Genomic DNA, 19,391 nt, shown 5'->3' on the forward strand with positions numbered 1-19,391 from the left:
TATGATTAGAAAAGAATATAAGACATCTTTAATCAAGCTTGGAAAATTTCTTGTGATTTTTCTCATAGTTGATTTTGCTTTAGGAATGATCTCTAAACAATTGTTTTTTAGTCAAGAAACCGGAAAATATGCCAGATCTACTTATGCTATACAAGAAACAGATGCAAAAGTATTAATATTTGGAAGTTCTCATGCACACCGACATTATGTACCCGAGGTTATAGAAACAGAATTGAAAAAATCTTGTTATAATGCAGGGGCAGAGGGGCAACAATTATTATATCATGTGGCGCTCCAAAAAATGATTATTAAACGAATGCAACCAGAGTTGATGATCTTAAATATTGATGAAGATTTTTTATATCATGCTAAAGAAGCATATGATAGGCTTAGTGATCTGCATCCATATTATTCGGATTATAGAGATGATTTAAAACCTATATTAGGATTACAATCTAAGCTGGTAGATTTTAAATTATTTTTCAGGGGATACCAAACCAATTCAACAATTATGCATGTTATTCGTTATTATGCATCACCCCAGCTGGATTATAAAGGATACCGACCATTATTTGGAAAAGTTAAACCTTCTAAGCATATAAACGAAGAAGTTCAATCAAAAATAGAAAAAGGAGTAGAGGATATAGATCAAAATTTTGTAGCTGCGCTCCAGATGTTTATTGCAATCGCTAAGGATCATAATATAGATTTGGTTTTTGTTACTTCCCCAACTTATTTTACTGTAGATCATTCTATGAATACTTCTTTTAACAGGATTAAGACGATAGCCGAAAAAGAAAATATCCCTTTTGTAGACTTTTTTAATGATCAACAATTTATGGGTAAACCAACATTGTTTCATGATCCATCACATTTAAATAATGATGGAGCCAAGCTATTTACCAAAAAATTAGCAGACCAGATTAAAAAGTTTAAATAGCGCGAGTTCGATGTTATTATATTAGTCAGAGTGACTTTTTATAGTGAGACGCTTTGTTAAAACTAAAACTTTCTTTTTTTATAAAGTTCAGGATTTAAGCTCATTTTAATCCTTGCAATTGCAGCAAGCACATAGAAATTTATTCATTGAAATTTTTATGCACTTGCTTGATTTTACATTATTAAGATCTGTTTATTGTTTTATTATTTTTAAGAATATAGGAGTCTCTCTTTCTATTTTTATAAAATATATTCCATTAGGAACATCCCTTAACGAAACTTCTATTCCACTATTTAGAATGGAATATGTTTTAGTTAAAACCAATTTTTGCTGTAGATCATAAACATATACATCAACTTTAGTCTCATCTATTTTGATATCAGGAATACTAATTGATATCTTATCTTTAGAAGGGTTTGGGTAAACAATTGACGATTGTTGAATAATTACAGGACATCCTTCATTATCTACTTCTATATCTAAGGAAGTATTAGCACATAAATCTCTATCATTAGTAACACCATCATTATCATCATCTAATTGGCTTTGTGAACATCCGTCTGTATTTACTTGTTCTGCTGTAGGCGTATTGGCGCACAGATCTCTATCATTAGTAACACCATCATTATCATCATCTAATTGACTTTGTGAACATCCATCCGTATTTACTTGTTCTCCCGCAGGAGTACTGGTACATAAATCTTTATCATTAGTAACACCATCATTATCATCATCTAATTGACTTTGTGAACATCCATCTGTATTTACTTGTTCTCCTGTAGGTGTACTGGCACATAAATCTTTATCATTAGTAACACCATCATTATCATCATCTAATTGACTTTGTGAACATCCATCTGTATTTACTTGTTCTCCTGTAGGTGTACTGGCACATAAATCTTTATCATTAGTAACACCATCATTATCATCATCTAATTGACTTTGTGAACATCCATCTGTATTTACTTGTTCTCCTGTAGGTGTACTGGCACATAAATCTTTATCATTAGTAACACCATCATTATCATCATCTAATTGACTTTGTGAACATCCATCTGTATTTACTTGTTCTCCTGTAGGTGTACTGGCACATAAATCTTTATCATTAGTAACACCATCATTATCATCATCTAATTGACTTTGTGAACATCCATCTGTATTTACTTGTTCTCCTGTAGGTGTACTGGCACATAAATCTTTATCATTAGTAACACCATCATTATCATCATCTAATTGACTTTGTGAACATCCATCTGTATTTACTTGTTCTCCTGTAGGTGTACTGGCACATAAATCTTTATCATTAGTAACGCCATCATTATCATCATCTAATTGGTTTTGTGAACATCCATCTATATTTACTTGTTCTCCTGCAGGTGTACTGGCACATAAATCTTTATCATTAGTAACGCCATCATTATCATCATCTAATTGGCTTTGTGAACATCCATCTATATTTACTTGCTCTCCCGCTGGAGTATTGGCACATAAATCTATATCATTATTTACTCCATCATTATCCAAGTCTGACATATTAACCACAGTATTCCCTAACCAAGCTATTTTTTTATCTTTACTAGAGGCAGATACAATATCAATTTTGTTATCATTATTAACATAAGATAAATTTAAGTACTCTACTTTATCCATGTTTTCAGAAATTATTTGACCATTGTCAAAATTTCCTTTTCCATCTATATTTTCGTACCAAACTATTTTATTTAAGAAATCTGTAGTTCCAACTGGCCAACTACTTTTATTGTACAAAGATGAAGCAGCTATTAGATCTTTATCTCCATCATTATCAATATCTCCTGAAACCACAAAATTAGGTCCGGTTAGATCAGATGAAATTACCGTTGCAGAACCGAAGCTTCCTTTTCCATCTAAATTTTCACTCCAATATATCTTGTCTTCTTTACTAGAAACGGATAAAATATCTAAATCATTGTCCCCATCTATATCTTCTACAACAAAAGATTCTATACTGTCTAAAACTAAAACTAATGAATTATCACTATTAAAAGTAAAATTTCCTTTTCCATCTATATTTTCATACCAATATAAACGGCTATCTGTATCAAATATAATGTCTAAATCATTATCACCATCAATATCCGATACCATAACCTGATTTGTTTCATGAAGATCTAATAGACTAGTTACTTCATTAGGATATTCTGCAAATTTTCCTTTTCCATCTACATTTTCATACCATAATATTCTATTTTGTCCAAAACCAGAAGGAGCTATAATCAAATCATTGTCATCATCTCCATCGATATCGGCAATAACAATTGCTTTGACTTGTTTATTAGTAATAGGTCGTCTATCCTCACTAAAATTTCCTTTTCCATCTATATTTTCATACCAAACTATATGCCTTCCATGAGTGGCAGCGATATCAATGTCGTTATCGCCATCAATATCTCCAGTTGCAACAACAACAGCTTTGGTTCCATAGGCATCCAAAATCCCCAAATCTGACGAAATTAATTTTTGAGAAAAATGAATTCCATTACCATCAGTGTTTTCGTACCATGATAAAATACCATCAGTGTTAGAAAAAATTGGGTTTTCCGAAATAGAAATCAAGTCTTGATCTCCATCATTATCAAAATCTGCACTAAGAGCTTGATATGGTTCAAAAGATTTTATGTTTAAAACATTATGATTAGTAAACATACCATTACCCATATTTCTTTGCCAAGCAATTGCATAATAACTTATAGTATTAAAAGATATGATGTCTTCATATCCATCGTCATCCAAATGTGCCGGAATTAAGGTAACTCCTCTAAAACCTTTAGAGATTAAATGGTTTTGGTCAAAATTTTGTCCATCAATATTTTCAATCCACATAGTTCTCTCAAATGATCTATATAAAATATCTAGATCTCCATCTTTATCAATATCTGAAGAAAAAATTTGTCTAGGTACATCTTTTCCATCTGTAGAAACTAAAATTTCTTGATCTATAAAGTTTCCTCCAATATGATTTCGAGATAGAACAATTCGCTCATCATTTCTTCCCACTTTAATAGCAGTTAAAACATCAATATCCTTGTCGTTATCGATATCTAATGCAGTGATTGATCTAATATCATTTGTATAAGTCCCTATATTTCGATCAATAAAAGAAGTTGCGCTATCCATATTCTCTATCCAAAAGACTTCATTATTTGTATGAGCAATTATATCTATATCATTATCAAAATCGACATCTTTTGCTATCATATATTCTGCTGTTTTTGCAGACATCCTCAATACATTTGCCCCATCAAAACTTCCTTTTCCATCTATATTTTTGATCCAAAAAATGCCACTAGTAAATGCCAAAGCTATATCATTGTCATTATCACCATCTACATCTGTAGCGATCAGATGTTTTAAATCCCCTAGATTGATTGGGTACTCTCCTATATCTATTCTTTTTTCATCTCCTAAAATTCCATTCCCTAAATTTTCATATACACGTAATGTAGTAGTAAATCTACTAGAGATAAAAATAATAATGTCTAAGTCATTGTCATTGTCCAAATCCTTAGCTTCTATAACTTTTATATCTCTAATATTTTCTATTAAAACTTTAGACTTGTCAAAATCTCCTTTATTATTTGTGTTTTCATACCATCTTAATTTAGAAGATGCTTCAAAAATGATATCAGTATCGTTATCACCATCTAAATCAAATGCAGTTACTATATCAGTATATGAAAATGGAGGGGTGTTTGAATCAAAAACAGTAGTTTCATCAAACTGAGAATAGCTATTACTATAAAATATAAGCATTAATAAAATTGTGATTTTTTTTATACAATTCATAGATATAAATATAATTGGTGATCCGTAATTTTTGTAATTGTTAATTTTATTTTGAGTGAGTATTATAAAATTATTTCTTTAAGTAAAATTTAAAAAATGGATAACTTAAGTGCATTTAGGTATAAAAAAATAATTTGATTCTGAATGTCATATTTGTTAGTGTCATTACTAAACAAAATGTTACCATAAAAAATTAAATTTAATTTTAATCGACCTATTCCACACACACACACACATTCCTTCTAATCTCATACTGTTGTTTTGGTTAATAAGTGTTTCATTAATTTTTTTCGTCTACGGCTCAGAAATTTTCAAACATTCTATTTTTTTGCGCTTGTAGGTAACGTTTAATATATGTGTCGTAGCAGAGTAAAATGTTACCAAACCATCGACATTTCTGCGCATTGGTTGCTAACTTTTACTTTTTGCAAGCATTGCGCCTTACCAAAAAAATACAACAACCATTCAATTCATCACTTAGCTGCTATGATCACATATATAGTGTTGTACACAGGTTTTATTCTAATAAATTATTTTTAATCAGCGAGTCTAATTCCGCTTCGTATTTTTTACGCCAATCTTTTCCGTTTCTTTTATTCAGATACTTTTCAATTTGGGCGTTATATGAGTCAATTCCACATAATTGAGGTCCAGTTACTAAACAGCCAACATTGGATTCATGAAATCCGTATTCCTCATTCAACCCGATACAAGGAACTCCGCAAGGATAGGAAGGTATTCCAACCATTGCAATTCTAGGAGAATCACGCCAAATGTCAATTTTTGCAGTCAAATAATTAAATCTATTAAATAGCCCGAATTGCCAAAATGAAATTCCAATTATTAAGATTCCGATTCCAATTCTTATTTTCTTTTTAAGTGTCATTTGTCAACTTGTGTACAAAAATGTTGTAATAACAATTGCTATTATATTCCATTTATAAATTTTGAATTTACAAAAATATAAGTCCTAGAACTTTATATAGAACCATTCTTTAAAAATGTGACGAACTTAATCTTATAGAGGATGAATTTTAAACAAATTTACATTAAAGAAATATTTCACTTTTAATAATATCATGATATTATTAAAATAGGTTATACAATAAAAAAACCAGAGTATAACAACTCTGGTTTTTTATAAAATATTTTAGACTAATTAGTTACATGTATTACCTGTATCGGTTACCGCCCCTGGATTAGTAGAATTATTATTTATACATACGAATCTTGCCGCACCTGTTGGTTCAAAGATGGTATTATTAAGCAACGTTACTGATGAGTTATCTCCGAATAATCGAATTCCATCACTCTCTGTAGGGCTAATTTTAGTATTTCCAGAAACTTCTATATTAGAAGCATCTCCAATTTGTAAACCACCATCAACCTTATTGTTTTTAAATATAATACCATTGGTCTTTGTGAAGTTTACAGCTTTAGAAGTCGTAAATGTATTATCTTCTAAGGTTACACGATAGTCACTATATTCTGGCTTATTATTAAGCTGTGCAAAATATACATGAAAACGACCACCATTAACTGTATTACGCTTTAAGGAGATGTTTTTTGCAAAAGAATTTGTAGCACTTATAGCATTACCAGATGTAGTAATGTTATTATCATTAAATTCAGAATTCTTAGATTTTCCAAATTGTAATCCTATAGCACAATCGGTTATCGTATTATTAGTGATATCCGTATCATCGGCATTGGTAGCAATTGCCAGGTCATATCCAGAGATGTTATTACCAGAAATTATATTGTTAAAAGCAGTTTCACCACCATCTGCTGCAAATATGGCAAATCGCTCTTTAGCCTTTTCAGATAATGCTTTAAACGTATTATTAATGATTTTTGTACCGTTGGTGTGTGTAAACACTAATTGGGTTTCAAAATTATTTTCCTCAACAGTTACGGTCTGACCAATAGTTATAGATACACATCCGCCTCTACTACCAGTTTCGGTATTTCCTTTGATAAGGACATCAAAAACTCTTTCAAATTCTCTAAGCTCTCCTGTATCAGGATCTCTTCTTCTTGTGGCTTCAATATTAATAGCATATCCAACTTCACCACCATCAGAATTTGTAGAAACGTTACCAGTATTGGTAAACGTATTATTTAATATTTTGATATCTCTACCTTCTGTCAAAGCGATACTCATTCTTCTACTATTCTCGAATATACAGTTTTGTACAGTTACGTTAGTAGTAGGATTATAGGTATCTGGATTAAAAGAAAAACCAATAGAGTTAATATTAAGAGAACCACTGGATCCATCAATAAATCGAACACCATCTATGGTAACATTTCTTCCAGCATTAATTAACAAAGTATGTGAGCCATACTGTCCTGCTAATTCGCCAGGAGGGTAGGCTCGTATATTTCTATCACCAATTAAATTTCCTCCAGATATAGTAATATTTTCTGCATCACGTACAGCTAATAGGGCTCCTCTTTCATTTTCTGCAACACCAGGAAAAACACGCAGGTTAGTATTATCAGACATTACCAGATTAAAATCAGAAGGGACATTAACTGCTTCAATAGCCTTATGATGAACTATAGTATAAGGTGCTGTTGGATAGTGTATCTGGAAAAAAGCATCAAACTTACCAATCTGAAAAGTCTTAGCTCCATAGCTTTTTGTATACTCAAATAATCGTTCTAGCTCAAAAGTATTTTCTTGAGCAATCTCAGAAGTGGTAGTTCCTTCGACAATACCGTTCCACCGCGAAGCAAAAAATTTAAAGGTAGGTTCTTTAAGTTGTACATCTCCTTCGATTTCTATACTAGAACTTAAAAGTTCACCAGCGATAGTACCACCGGCAAAAATTAATTTTCCATTTTTAACATCACCACCGTCAAATTCAAATTTAACATTAGCTGGTAGTGTGATCGTTTCTCCTTTAAGATCTAAAACACAGTTAAATACGATTGTAGAATTGGCAGCAACAGTAGATAGGTCGAAATCACAAGGAGTAGTAACCACATTTGGTGGTGTATCAGCTATTGGATCAATAACAGGAACTTCTCCTTCAGTATCTGGCGGAGCAACTTCATCAACATTTTCTTTGCTACAGGAAATAGCAATACAGCTCATAAAAATAAGTAGGTAATAAGGTAACTTTTTCATTGGGGGGATATTTATTTGGGTTAATTATTATTCTGTTTTTAAGTTATTTACCATTTTTTTTGAGTTTGTTGTTACTTTTTTGAGTTAGTTATTAAGTGCACTAACGTAAGATTGAGAAATTAATTGTGTAAATTTTATTTGGAAATGTTAAATTTTCTTCAAAAAACGTAAATACTTGATTTTAATAGCGTAAACCTTACTTTTTTTGTTGATTTTCCGCAGAAAACAACAGCATTTTTACTAGTTATTTTGCCTGGCGATTAAAAAATAAAAGAAACCATAATTTAAAGTTTTCAAACACTCACATATAACTATATTTGTATCCGAAAATATTTTAGAATCAACTCATTGTTATTGTAATTACAAATTGATAATGAGTTTACTAGTTATACTTTTTAAGTCTGGGGAAAATGCAAAAAATAATTAGGGTTACTACCGTACCTATATCATTAGGGAAATTATTACAGGGACAATTAAAATTTATGTCTCAATATTATGATATCATTGGAGTATCGGGAAAAGGAGAAGGGCAATTAGATATGGTGTCACAGAATGAAGGGGTGCGTGTGATCCCGGTTGAGATGACTCGTAAGATTACTCCGATCAAAGATTTAAAAGCAGTCTACAGATTATATAAAGTTTTTAAAAAAGAAAAACCGCAAATAGTTCATAGTCATACTCCTAAGGCGGGAACATTGTCTATGTTGGCTGCAAAGCTGGCAGGTGTGCCTCATCGTTTACATACGATTGCTGGATTGCCATTACTAGAAGCTACAGGAGCAAAGAGAGTACTGTTGGATACAGTAGAAAAAGCTACTTATACCTGTGCTACCAAAATTTACCCCAATTCATCTGGGCTTAATGACATTATTATAGCTAATAAATATACGTCATCAAAAAAATTAAAAGTTATCGCCAATGGGAGTTCTAACGGGATAGATACTTCGTTCTTTGATCCGGGACTTTATACTAAAGAAGAAAATCTTAAATTATCTGAGAGCCTTGGTATTAAATCTACAGATACAGTAATTATATATGTTGGTAGACTGGTAAAAGATAAAGGTATACATGAGCTTATTGATGCGTTTAAGAAATTAAATACAGCGTCTGCTACTGTCAAATTATTGTTGGTAGGTACCTATGAAAAGGATTTAGATCCATTATCCCCAGATACCGAAGAAGAAATTAATACCAATCCAAATATCATTACCGTAGGCTGGCAGAATGATGTACGGCCTTATTTTGCAATTTCTGATATATTGGCATTTCCCAGTTATCGCGAAGGGTTTCCTAACGTAGTGATGCAAGCTGCATCTATGGGATTAGCAAGTATTGTAACCGATATTAATGGCTGTAATGAGATTATAACAGAGGGAATAAATGGCAAAATCATCCCGGTAAAAGATGCAGAACAGTTGTTTCAGAATTTAAAAATGCTGGTAGAAGACAAGACCCAACGAGATACCTTGGCCGGCAATGCTCGAGAATCGATCACTAGTCGATATGAACGAAAGGTAGTTTGGGAAGCGCTGCTGGAAGAGTATCGCACGTTGTAATTATGGAGGACAGATACAAACTTATATATAAAAATTGTATCTGTTTTTGCACATAATTTTTTAATAACAATTCCTTGTTAAAAAAAGTTAATTCAATGAGGTAAAAACCGAAATATTGATTGTATATTTACTCTCGATTTTAGATATAGAATCATAGACAAATTATTAGCTTCATTCCCTGGTAGTATAAATAATATTTGTCTGTTTATTCCCCCAATTTTTAGTGTTATGTGATTGTCCTGGATACATTTTTAGGATCATATCATTTTGTTGTTAATATTAATGATTGTAAAGGAGATAGTAATTCTTTTATTTCACTTTTTAACAAATGGTTTATACATTTGTTGGAGTAAATAATAGAGTCCCTTTTATGGCCGTCTAAACTTTAAAAAGGTGTATAAGTTTTTTATAAAAAGAAGTCTTGATTTTAGTGTGTCGCTACTATTCCTGATCTTTATTTTACCTGTATTTATACTATTGATTCTTTTTCTGGCTATTGCAAATCGAGGCAAACCATTTTTTGTTCAAAGAAGACCAGGTAAAAATGAAAAGATTTTTAGCATCATTAAGTTTAAGACTATGAATGATAGAAGAGATGCACAAGGAAATTTATTGCCAGATAAGGATAGAATAACCAGAGTAGGAGCATTTGTAAGAAAAACTTCTTTAGACGAAATTCCACAATTGATTAATGTAGTACTAGGAGAAATGTCCCTGATAGGGCCTCGCCCCTTGATAATAGAATATTTACCTGTGTATAATGATGTTCAAAAAAAGAGACATAATGTAAGACCGGGTATTACCGGATTGGCCCAGGTTAATGGAAGAAATTCTATTACCTGGAAAAAAAAGTTCGAATATGATGTATGGTATGTAGAAAATTATAGTTTTTTGTTAGATCTAAAAATAATCGGATTAACCTTAAAAAAGGTAATACAAAAAGAAGATGTGAATCTATCCAACGATCTGACATCAGAATATTTTGACGGTACAAACTAGTTATATTTCTTAGGAATAATAGATGAATAAAAATTTAAACATAGTAGCCTTAACCAAAAAAATGCTTAGAGAAGGTATAGAAAAAAATACCTATTGGAAAGGAAATCTTACCCCATTACCCAAAAGTAAAGCATTATGGTTAGTTTCGAATTCGAGAATAGAAGAGGAGGACTATTGTGGAGTTATTGGTTATGAAGGCGAAAAAATGATCTCTTTTGTTTTTATGTTCCCCGATCTACTTAATAATGGAATTGGAGAACCATCAAAAGTGTATTGGATGATCTCCTGGTGGGTGCATAAGGATTATAAAGATACAGTTCTGGGAACCTATATTTATAACGAAGCTGTAAATCTAACAGGAAAACAAATACTCATAAAATCGTATGCAGAAAATGTAACTACGTTTTACGAAAAACAACCTTTTACTGTAATAGCATCAAGATTAAGACATACTATCTTCCTTAGTCTCGATGCATCTATGCTTATAGGAAGGTTTCGGTTTTTAAAATCAATTAAATTTATCTTAGATAGAATCGATAATACAGTAGCATCATGTATTAGGTTACTAAATAGACCTAAAGCTAGAAAAAGAACTAAAACACTTTCTTATGAGTATATTAATCAGTTGGATGATGCGACCTGGCAGTTTATAGATCCGCTTTGCAAAAATGACCTGATCTATAAAACAAAGGAATATGTGAATTGGCAGATTAATGGGATGCAGTATATGCAAACTCCAATTGCAACAAAACATCCATATATATCATTGCAAACAGGAACCAGTAATAATATTTATATTCATAATCTTAAAATTATAAAAGAAAATGAAATTATTGGTTTTTTATCTTATGTGATAAATTATAATGAGTTTAATGTTAAATATTTTTTGGTAAAAGATGAGAAAAATTATGATGTATGTATCGATGCTTTAATAGAGAATTTTATCCAAAAGAAAACGAAATTCATTTTTACAGACGATACCAAATTATCAGATAATATAACGAAACGATATAGGACTATTTTTACCCATAAAGTAATAAAAAAAGGATTAGCACACGATGAGACTAGGCTCGATTTTGAAAATTCAAATATGTTAAATAGAGATGGTCATTTTTATTAAATCAAAAAGATGAAATTTGTAAAAACACTACAAGAATCGATAGAAAACCATTCTGATCATAATGCATTATGTATAAATCATACGTTTTATACATATCATGATTTTGCTATTGAAATATCTAAAATAAGAAATGCCATAGCTAATACTGTAGAAGATTCTGAAAAACTAATTGGTTTAGTTACTAATGATGATCTTCAGACCTATGCAAGTATCCTTGCACTTTGGCTCGAAGGGAAAGCATACGTTCCTGTAAATCCATCAACACCAATTGAGCGTAATAGTAAAGTTTTTGAATTAACAGAAACACAATATGTTATTGATTCTTCTGAAACCTCAATTTATAAGGATTATAAAGTTATTGCTTCGGGAGCATTAGATACTACAGATATTAACCTGAAGCCTAAGGATGTTTCTGGAGATCAGTTAGCATATATATTATTTACATCAGGTACTACTGGGCTTCCTAAAGGGGTTCCTATTACTTTTGATAATGTTAATGCACTTGTAAATGCGATTGATGCTGAACCAGAATTTAATCTGGTTCCTTCAGATCGATGTTTACAAATGTTCGAACTTACTTTTGATTTTTCTGTAGTAACCTATTTATTTCCTTTCTTATCAGGTTCTTGTATCTATACGATACCAAAAGGAGCAATTAAGTACTTTTATATTTTTAAACTTATTAAGGAGCAGAAACTTACGGTTCTTACGATGGTACCTTCGATCATAAATTATCTAAGGCCGTATTTCCCCGAAATTAATGCTCCCGATGTGAGATATTGTAGTTTTGGTGGAGGAGCATTGCATAGTGATATTGCTAAAGAATGGAGCGAATGCCTTCCTAATTGTAAAATATTTAATTATTACGGCCCTACAGAGTTTACTGTTTATAGTGGCTTTTATCCATATCATAAAGAAACTCACCAAAAAGCTCATAATGGAATAATAGCTATAGGGACGCCGCAAGAAGATACATTGTATCTTGTTGTAAATAAAGATAATGAAGAAGTGCCGGTAAATGTAACAGGAGAACTGTCCTTGGGAGGACCACAGATAACTCCTGGATATTGGAAAAATGAAGAGCGAAATGCTCAAAGTTTTTTTGTGAGAGAAGAAAATGGAAAAAAACAACGTTACTATAAAACCGGAGACCTTTGTTTTAAAGATGAAGAAGGAGATTTTTTATATGTTGGTAGAGCAGATTTTCAGGTAAAAATTAGAGGATATCGAGTGGAGCTGGCAGAAGTAGAATTTCATGCAAAAACAAAATCAGAGAGAAAGGTGAATATGGTTGCTTTAGATATTACCAATGCATTAGGTAATGCAGAGTTAGGCTTGGCTATAGAATCTGAAGAATTTGATACTGAAGAGATATTCAATTATATGAAAACTAAAATGCCTGATTATATGATTCCGGGACATGTACGATTTATAAAAGAGTTTCCGCACAGTATCAACGGAAAAATTAACAGAAAAGAATTAAGAACATATTTTGACATAAATTAAATAATCAATAATGAGTAAAGAAGAGATTTTATCAAAAGTAAAAGAAGCTTTTATATCTGTATTAGAACATGATAATTTTCAGCTTGCCGATGAAACTACAGCAGATGATGTTGATGGGTGGGAATCTGTAACGCATATGATGATTATTTCTGAAGTCGAAAAATCTTTTGGGATTAAATTTAAACTAATGGATTTAATGAATATGAATAATGTTGGGGATTTAATAAGAACCATAGAATCAGAATTATAACTATATAAAGTACTTTTGTAGGTATACCAAGGAATAATTTATAAAAAAACGTGGATGGATAAAGTTTTGATAATTGGTGCTTCGGGTCACGCTAAAGTGATTATAGAAACTATTGAGTTGAATGCAAATTATCAAATTCATGGTCTTATAGATACGTTTAAACCAAAAGGCGAAAAATTACTGGGTTATGAGATTCTTGGTACAGAAGATTATATTAAAGATCTTGTAGAACAAGGGATCAATAAAGGAGTTATTGCAATAGGAGATAACTGGACTAGGTTTTTAATGCAAGCGAGGATAAAAAAAATATCTCCGGATTTTGAATTTATTACAGTAATTCATCCTTCAGCAATAATTAGTCCGACTGTTGTGATAGGTAAGGGAAGTATAATACTGGCTTCTGTTACTATTAATGCGCATGCAAGGATTGGAGATTTTTGTATCATGAATACCGATGCTAATTTTGATCATGATAGCGATATACAGGACTTTTCTAGCTTAGCGCCAGGAGTTACTGTTGGAGGAAATGTTAGTATAGGTACATGTACTGCAATATCATTGGGCGCAAATATTATTCAAGGTATTACTATTGGAAAACATAGTATTATTGGAGCAGGTTCTTTGCTTCTAAACGATGTGGATGATTTTAAACTAGTGTATGGTGTCCCTGGGAAAGAAATAAGAACTGTTGTAAAAGGAGAAAACTATTTGTCTAAGTCCTAAGAAAAGAGATTGTGATTTTAGAAATAACGATAAGTTTAAAGAAATAAAGCGTTGTTAATTAAATTTATAAAAGCAATAAAAAATATATGTACAACCCATATGTAAAACGATTATTAGATTTTGTACTTTCCTTTTTGGGTATAGTAATGTTATCTCCCATTATACTAGTGTTGATTCTAATATTAATTGTAGTTAATAGTGGTAAGCCATTTTTTTTTCAGTTAAGACCGGGAAAAAATGGTCGACTTTTTAAAATCATTAAATTTAAAACAATGTCTGATTTAAGATCAGAAGATAAAGGTGATGTGCACAATGTTTCTCGTATAACAAAAGCAGGAGCATTTATTAGAAAATACTCCTTAGATGAGATTTTACAACTTATTAATGTTTTAAAAGGAGATATGAGTTTAATAGGTCCAAGACCTCTTTTGGTCGAATATTTACCTTTGTATAATGAGACGCAAAAGAAAAGACATGATGTAAGGCCAGGTATAACAGGATGGGCGCAGGTAAAAGGTAGAAATACAATATCCTGGAGTCAGAAATTTGAATATGATGTATGGTATGTAGAAAATCTAAGTTTTATCTTAGATATTAAAATTTTATTTTTAACCATAAAGAAAGTAATTAAAAAAGAGGGTGTAAACATAGATCAAAACACCATTATGCCTGCTTGGAAAGGAAATAACTAACAAAAAAACTTTTATAAAAGTTCTGTAGAACGACATAATTCACACAACCAACAAATCAACTTAAATTTAGTAATGAGTAAAATGAAAATAACTGAAGACCCCAAAAAAATAAGGATTTATGGAGCTGGCGGGCATTCTCAAGTCATACGAGAAGTATTAGAAGAGAACGGTTATGAAGTAACCGAAACTTTTGACGATAAACCTTCTGGACGCCATCATGCGTCTAAGAATGTAACTTCTGGAGCAAGAAGAAATCTAAAAGAATTTCCACATAAAGGATATCCTGTAATTGTGGCAGTAGGTATAAATGCAGAAAGAGCAGAAATAGCTGGTTTCCTAAAAAGTGATTTTGAAAAGGCGATACACCACTCAGCAATTATAGCCCCAACTGCAAAAATAGGAGAAGGTACCGTTGTTTTTGCGGGAGCGATAATTCAACCCAATACGGTTATCGGAGAACATGTAATTATAAATACAGCGGCAAGCATAGACCATGATAATATTATAGGAAATTTTGCACACATCTCGCCAAAAGCTGCTTTATGTGGCCATGTTGAAGTTGGAGAAGGTTCACATGTTGGAGTTGGTGCTGTTGTAATACCAAAAGTTAAAATAGGAAAATGGTGTACCATTGGCGCAGGAACCGTAGTTTTAAAAGACGTTCCTGATTATTCTACAGTTGTTGGTAACCCTGGTAAAATTATAAAAACAAAACTCACAGACTTGAAGCTTAATAACAAACCAAAATCGTCAGATATCACTTTTATTGGTTCGGGAATTTCATCATCCTTCACTATTTTGCATTTCTTGGATCTTATCGAAAACCATAAGACAAAAAGAAAGATTAATATTAATATAATCGATAAATATCGAGAGTTTCACTCAGGGATACCATATGGGTCAAGATCTGGTTTTTCGGTTCATCTTATAACATCTTTAAAAAACTTTTTACCAGAGCCAGAGTTGGGGAAATTTATTAAATGGCTTAATAACAATAAGAATTGGTTATTAGATGAATTAAAAAAAGATGGAGGTACCTTATCTTCCGAATGGATTACCAAACATGAGGATAAAATTAAAAATAATGAGTGGGAGGATCTTTTTATTCCTCGCCGCTTTTTTGGATGGTATATCAATGAAAAAGTAAAAAACAGATTAGAAGAATTTAAAATCAAAGGTGCTATTGATGTTAATTATATCAATGCAGAAGTGATAGATATAGAAAAATTAGAAAATACATATGAATTGCTTCTAGATAACAAAGACACTGTTTTTTCTGAAAAAGTTATCTTATCTGTTGGTTCTCTACCCGTTAATCACCTTTGGAAAAATGAAGATATAATAGAAGAGGATAAATTACTTTTTGTAAATGATCCTTACAGTTCTGAGTTAAAGACAACTTTAGAGAAAATAGATAGCTTTCTTGAAAAACAGTCAGAAAAGAAAACTAATGTGCTTATAGTAGGAGCCAATGCGAGTGGATTAGAGTTGCTGTATAAGTTAAATGACGTCGAAAATATAAAGTCCAGAATTAATAAATTCATTATTCTTTCTACTCAGGGATTATTGCCAGATGCTGTTATTGATGAAGAACGAAAAAAAGAATACACACCTTTTAACTTACAGGCATTAACCAAAGAAAAAAATATAACTGCAAAAATTATAGCAGAAGCAACATTTAAAGATTTGGATTATGCCGATCAGATTGATCTGGGAGCAGCTTCTACGGTAGATATTATATCAAAAGCTTTTGGTGCTTTATTAAATAAGTTAAACCCAGAAGAATTAAAAAAGTTTGCTTGCTATTATGGTAATGAAATAGGAAGAAGACAACGATGTGCCGGTTTTCATTATTCTAAAACCGTTGATGAATTGAAGGAGGAAAATCGTTTTGATCATATTGCAGGACGATTTAGAGATATTGATAATACAACTACGGGAGAATATTCTCTAGAATATTTAGATACAAAATCTGGGAAAAACAAAATCTATGAAGATTCTGTTGGGATAGTAATTAATTGTGTGGGTAGTACAAATCTAACCAAACAAAATATCCCAGAATTGTTAAAGAAATTAATAGAGAAAGGATATTGCAAACCTAATGATTCTAAGATAGGATTTGAGGTTAATGAGCAATTAGAAGCTTCTGATAATTTACATATTGTTGGACCACTACTAGCGGGAAATGTGTTTGATGGAAAAGCTGTGTGGCATGTAGAACATTGTGGTAGAATTATTTGGTTATCACAAGTGTTGTCTGAAAAAATAAATGATTACTTTTTAAAAAAAACAGAATTAAAAGAAAAACCTATATAGTACTAATAAACAACCATACCTAACTAATATTTTTACAATTGGAGCAAAATTACAAACTGTTAATTAAAAACCTTGATGAAAATTCAGACATCATAGAATATAAGACGCTCCTTCAAAAAAAATGGAACAATAATGTATATTATTCGGCCGAACATTTGTTACATTTTGAGAAGGACTCTGATACGCTAAAATACTTTTTGTTTGAAAAAGATAATGAGCCTGTTATTCTAATGCCTTTTGTTTTTAGAGAAATAAAGATAAAAGATAAGAAACATCCGTATTTTGATGTTACAAGCCCATATGGCTATAGTGGACCTTTGTTTAATGATACTGTGACAGAAGAAGATATTGTTCAATTTTGGAACAATGTTGATCAATGGTATATGGATCATAATGTAGTAACAGAGTTTATTCGATTTAGTTTAAATGGAAACCACAAAAAATATTCGGGATGTGTAACCAATACATTATCAAATGTAAGAGGGCATCTTTTAGAAAATTTTGACGATCAATGGGTGGCATTTTTACCTAAAGTTAGAAACAACTATAGAAAGGCAGTAAATCACAATTTAGTGTTTAAAATCTTTCATAAGCATGAAATAACAAAAGATATCATTAAAATCTTTAATGATATCTATGTGAATACGATGAATCGCAATAATGCAGATCGTATTTATTTTTTCTCCAATACTTATTTTGAAAACCTGATATTATCAAATTTAGATAATTTTTCTATTGCCATTGCATATTATGAGGGTACCCCAATTTCTATAGAACTTATCATTGGTTATAAGGATACTATTTTTGCATTTCTTGGAGGAACAAATGCAGAGTATTTTAGTTATAGGCCCAATGATTTTCTTAGAGTGAAAATTATAGAGTGGGCGATCAATAATAAGATCAAGTGTTATGTCTTAGGAGGAGGTATGAAAGATGGTGATGGATTGTACAGACATAAAAAATCACTTTTTCCAAAAGATGAGGATGTAATTTTTCATACCGGCAGAAAAATTATTAATGAAAAAATTTATGATGAGCTATGTCTCTCTGCCAATCTAGAATATTCTCATGTTCATAAAGAGAATGTAAAAGATTACTTTTTTCCCTTTTATAGATTAAGTATATGAAAAAGGTCCAGATAGATTATTTTTTTGAGCTTTTTGAAAAAGGATTGATTCCAAAAATCTTTCCTAAGATTGGTACTTTAGAAAGTGAAGAAGGATTAATTAATCCAGATTATGATGAAAAACTAATAAACAATCCCGATACGGTTTACTCGGTTTTCTTTATAGCTGATTATCTGAAGCCAGAACTTAATAAAAGAGTGTTTAATCTAAAAAAAATTGATCAGTTTTTTAAAGGGTATGCTATTTTACTGGAAGGTTTTGCTAGTGCAGATGCTTATGTAAAATATCGTTTCAGAAGTAATGCAAAAGGAATAAGAAGGAGAGTAAAACGACTCGAATCGTGTTTTCAGATTTCATATAGAACATATTATGGTGCAATAGAAGAGGAGGAATACGATCTATTGATGGATTGTTTAGAAAAAATGTTGATCAGAAGATTTAAACAGCGTAATGATGTGAGTCAAAGTCTTATTCGATGGAATCACTATAAAAGCATATATTTTTCTTTAATCAATCAAAAAAAAGCATCATTGTTTGTTGTTTATGACAATGATAATCCAATAGTTATATCACTTAATAATCATTTTTACGGACAACTATTTAGTGCAATATCATCATATGATATTGATTACCGAAAATTTAGTTTAGGGAGTGTAGAGATTTATAAGAAATTAGATTGGTGTATTGCAAATAATCATAAGTCTTATGAGATGGGGATGGGAGATCTTACTTACAAAAGAGAATGGTGCAACCATATCTATAATTTTGAACACCAAATAATCTATCCCAAAAAATCTATTTCTGCTGCTGTTACTGCCGCTATTGAATATTTGAAAGTAAGTTTTAAAGAACTTGTTTTTAAAATAGCCTATGTTCGATATAAAAAATATAAAGCAAAACGAAAAAAGAATACTGTTGCCTTACAGGAACCAACATATCAGGCATTACCTATAATAGAAGTACAGGATGATAAGCAATATCCTATAATAGATTATAATAGTGCCGAGTATAATTTTTTACGGAAAATTGTGTTTGACTTTTTGTATACGAGTATTGAAAAAGTATCAGATGTTAAAGTGTTAAAAGTTTTAGAAGAAGAAAATACATATTTGATTATAGGGAAATCGAAGATGCAAAAAATTGTTTTTGAGATCAATTCACATGTGTCCTAATTGATGTCGTTTTTTTACAATCCAGACAT

General features: G+C 31.2%; 14 protein-coding genes. 11 read left to right on the forward strand and 3 right to left on the reverse strand.

Annotated features, from left to right (window positions below; translation table 11 throughout):
• The first annotated feature begins 1 nt into the window (after window position 1).
• Window positions 2-940, forward strand: coding sequence for a hypothetical protein (locus Z053_RS0103025; RefSeq protein ID WP_025663554.1), 939 nt, complete (start codon window positions 2-4; stop codon window positions 938-940).
• A gap of 192 nt (window positions 941-1,132) precedes the next feature.
• On the opposite strand, the gene Z053_RS29780 is transcribed toward Z053_RS0103025, so the two are convergent.
• The 3 genes from Z053_RS29780 to Z053_RS0103040 all read right to left on the reverse strand — a co-directional run bounded on the left by Z053_RS29780 (window position 1,133) and on the right by Z053_RS0103040 (window position 7,901).
• Complete coding sequence (locus Z053_RS29780; RefSeq protein WP_081748204.1) at window positions 1,133-4,765, reverse strand: T9SS type A sorting domain-containing protein; 3,633 nt, start codon at window positions 4,763-4,765, stop codon at window positions 1,133-1,135.
• 517 nt (window positions 4,766-5,282) lie between these two features.
• Window positions 5,283-5,651 carry an FEKKY domain-containing protein gene (locus Z053_RS0103035; protein WP_025663556.1) on the reverse strand — a complete coding sequence of 123 codons (369 nt, stop codon included), beginning with the start codon at window positions 5,649-5,651 and terminating at the stop codon, window positions 5,283-5,285.
• Between the two features lie 273 nt (window positions 5,652-5,924).
• Entirely contained in the window at window positions 5,925-7,901 is a 1,977-nt protein-coding gene (locus Z053_RS0103040; protein ID WP_081748205.1) for a right-handed parallel beta-helix repeat-containing protein, read from the reverse strand.
• A 410-nt stretch (window positions 7,902-8,311) separates the two neighbouring features.
• Here Z053_RS0103040 and Z053_RS0103045 point away from each other — a divergent pair, with 410 nt between their 5' ends.
• From Z053_RS0103045 to Z053_RS0103090, 10 genes are all read left to right on the forward strand, one after another.
• The gene (locus tag Z053_RS0103045; RefSeq protein WP_025663558.1) at window positions 8,312-9,457 is read left to right on the forward strand and encodes a glycosyltransferase family 4 protein; all 1,146 of its coding nucleotides are present in this window, start codon (window positions 8,312-8,314) and stop codon (window positions 9,455-9,457) included.
• 393 nt (window positions 9,458-9,850) lie between these two features.
• Window positions 9,851-10,456, forward strand: coding sequence for a sugar transferase (locus Z053_RS0103050; RefSeq protein WP_025663559.1), 606 nt, complete (start codon window positions 9,851-9,853; stop codon window positions 10,454-10,456).
• Between the two features lie 22 nt (window positions 10,457-10,478).
• Entirely contained in the window at window positions 10,479-11,576 is a 1,098-nt protein-coding gene (locus tag Z053_RS0103055) for a hypothetical protein (protein WP_025663560.1), read from the forward strand.
• Window positions 11,577-11,585: 9 nt separating this feature from the next.
• A complete protein-coding gene (locus Z053_RS0103060; protein WP_025663561.1) occupies window positions 11,586-13,082 on the forward strand; it encodes an AMP-binding protein in 1,497 nt (498 codons plus the stop codon).
• Between the two features lie 10 nt (window positions 13,083-13,092).
• On the forward strand, window positions 13,093-13,332 hold the full coding sequence (locus Z053_RS0103065; RefSeq protein WP_025663562.1) for an acyl carrier protein: 240 nt from the start codon (window positions 13,093-13,095) through the stop codon (window positions 13,330-13,332).
• A gap of 54 nt (window positions 13,333-13,386) precedes the next feature.
• The gene (locus Z053_RS0103070; RefSeq protein ID WP_025663563.1) at window positions 13,387-14,055 is read left to right on the forward strand and encodes an acetyltransferase; all 669 of its coding nucleotides are present in this window, start codon (window positions 13,387-13,389) and stop codon (window positions 14,053-14,055) included.
• Between the two features lie 86 nt (window positions 14,056-14,141).
• Window positions 14,142-14,747 carry a sugar transferase gene (locus Z053_RS0103075; protein WP_025663564.1) on the forward strand — a complete coding sequence of 202 codons (606 nt, stop codon included), beginning with the start codon at window positions 14,142-14,144 and terminating at the stop codon, window positions 14,745-14,747.
• 81 nt (window positions 14,748-14,828) lie between these two features.
• Window positions 14,829-17,063 (forward strand): NeuD/PglB/VioB family sugar acetyltransferase, encoded by a 2,235-nt coding sequence (locus Z053_RS31310; RefSeq protein WP_160170044.1) that lies wholly within the window; start codon window positions 14,829-14,831, stop codon window positions 17,061-17,063.
• Between the two features lie 38 nt (window positions 17,064-17,101).
• Window positions 17,102-18,190: a GNAT family N-acetyltransferase gene (locus Z053_RS0103085; protein ID WP_025663566.1), complete on the forward strand. Its 1,089-nt coding sequence runs from the start codon at window positions 17,102-17,104 to the stop codon at window positions 18,188-18,190.
• Window positions 18,187-19,362: a GNAT family N-acetyltransferase gene (locus Z053_RS0103090; RefSeq protein WP_025663567.1), complete on the forward strand. Its 1,176-nt coding sequence runs from the start codon at window positions 18,187-18,189 to the stop codon at window positions 19,360-19,362. Before Z053_RS0103085 ends, Z053_RS0103090 begins: the two co-directional genes overlap by 4 nt.
• Window positions 19,363-19,391: the final 29 nt, after the last annotated feature.

Origin of the sequence: Aquimarina megaterium XH134, assembly GCF_000520975.1 — a bacterium.
Lineage (GTDB): Bacteria > Bacteroidota > Bacteroidia > Flavobacteriales > Flavobacteriaceae > Aquimarina > Aquimarina megaterium.

Bases quoted from the DNA above. Each gene is read 5' to 3' on its own strand.
- Z053_RS0103090 (WP_025663567.1), top strand. From the start codon at position 18,187: ATGAAAAAGGTCCAGATAGATTATTTTTTTGAGCTTTTTGAAAAAGGA.
- Z053_RS0103060 (WP_025663561.1), top strand. From the start codon at position 11,586: ATGAAATTTGTAAAAACACTACAAGAATCGATAGAAAACCATTCTGAT.
- Z053_RS0103055 (WP_025663560.1), top strand. From the start codon at position 10,479: ATGAATAAAAATTTAAACATAGTAGCCTTAACCAAAAAAATGCTTAGA.
- Z053_RS29780 (WP_081748204.1), bottom strand. From the start codon at position 4,765: ATGAATTGTATAAAAAAAATCACAATTTTATTAATGCTTATATTTTAT.
- Z053_RS0103045 (WP_025663558.1), top strand. From the start codon at position 8,312: ATGCAAAAAATAATTAGGGTTACTACCGTACCTATATCATTAGGGAAA.
- Z053_RS0103075 (WP_025663564.1), top strand. From the start codon at position 14,142: ATGTACAACCCATATGTAAAACGATTATTAGATTTTGTACTTTCCTTT.
- Z053_RS0103065 (WP_025663562.1), top strand. From the start codon at position 13,093: ATGAGTAAAGAAGAGATTTTATCAAAAGTAAAAGAAGCTTTTATATCT.
- Z053_RS31310 (WP_160170044.1), top strand. From the start codon at position 14,829: ATGAAAATAACTGAAGACCCCAAAAAAATAAGGATTTATGGAGCTGGC.
- Z053_RS0103070 (WP_025663563.1), top strand. From the start codon at position 13,387: ATGGATAAAGTTTTGATAATTGGTGCTTCGGGTCACGCTAAAGTGATT.
- Z053_RS0103035 (WP_025663556.1), bottom strand. From the start codon at position 5,651: ATGACACTTAAAAAGAAAATAAGAATTGGAATCGGAATCTTAATAATT.
- Z053_RS0103040 (WP_081748205.1), bottom strand. From the start codon at position 7,901: ATGAAAAAGTTACCTTATTACCTACTTATTTTTATGAGCTGTATTGCT.
- Z053_RS0103025 (WP_025663554.1), top strand. From the start codon at position 2: ATGATTAGAAAAGAATATAAGACATCTTTAATCAAGCTTGGAAAATTT.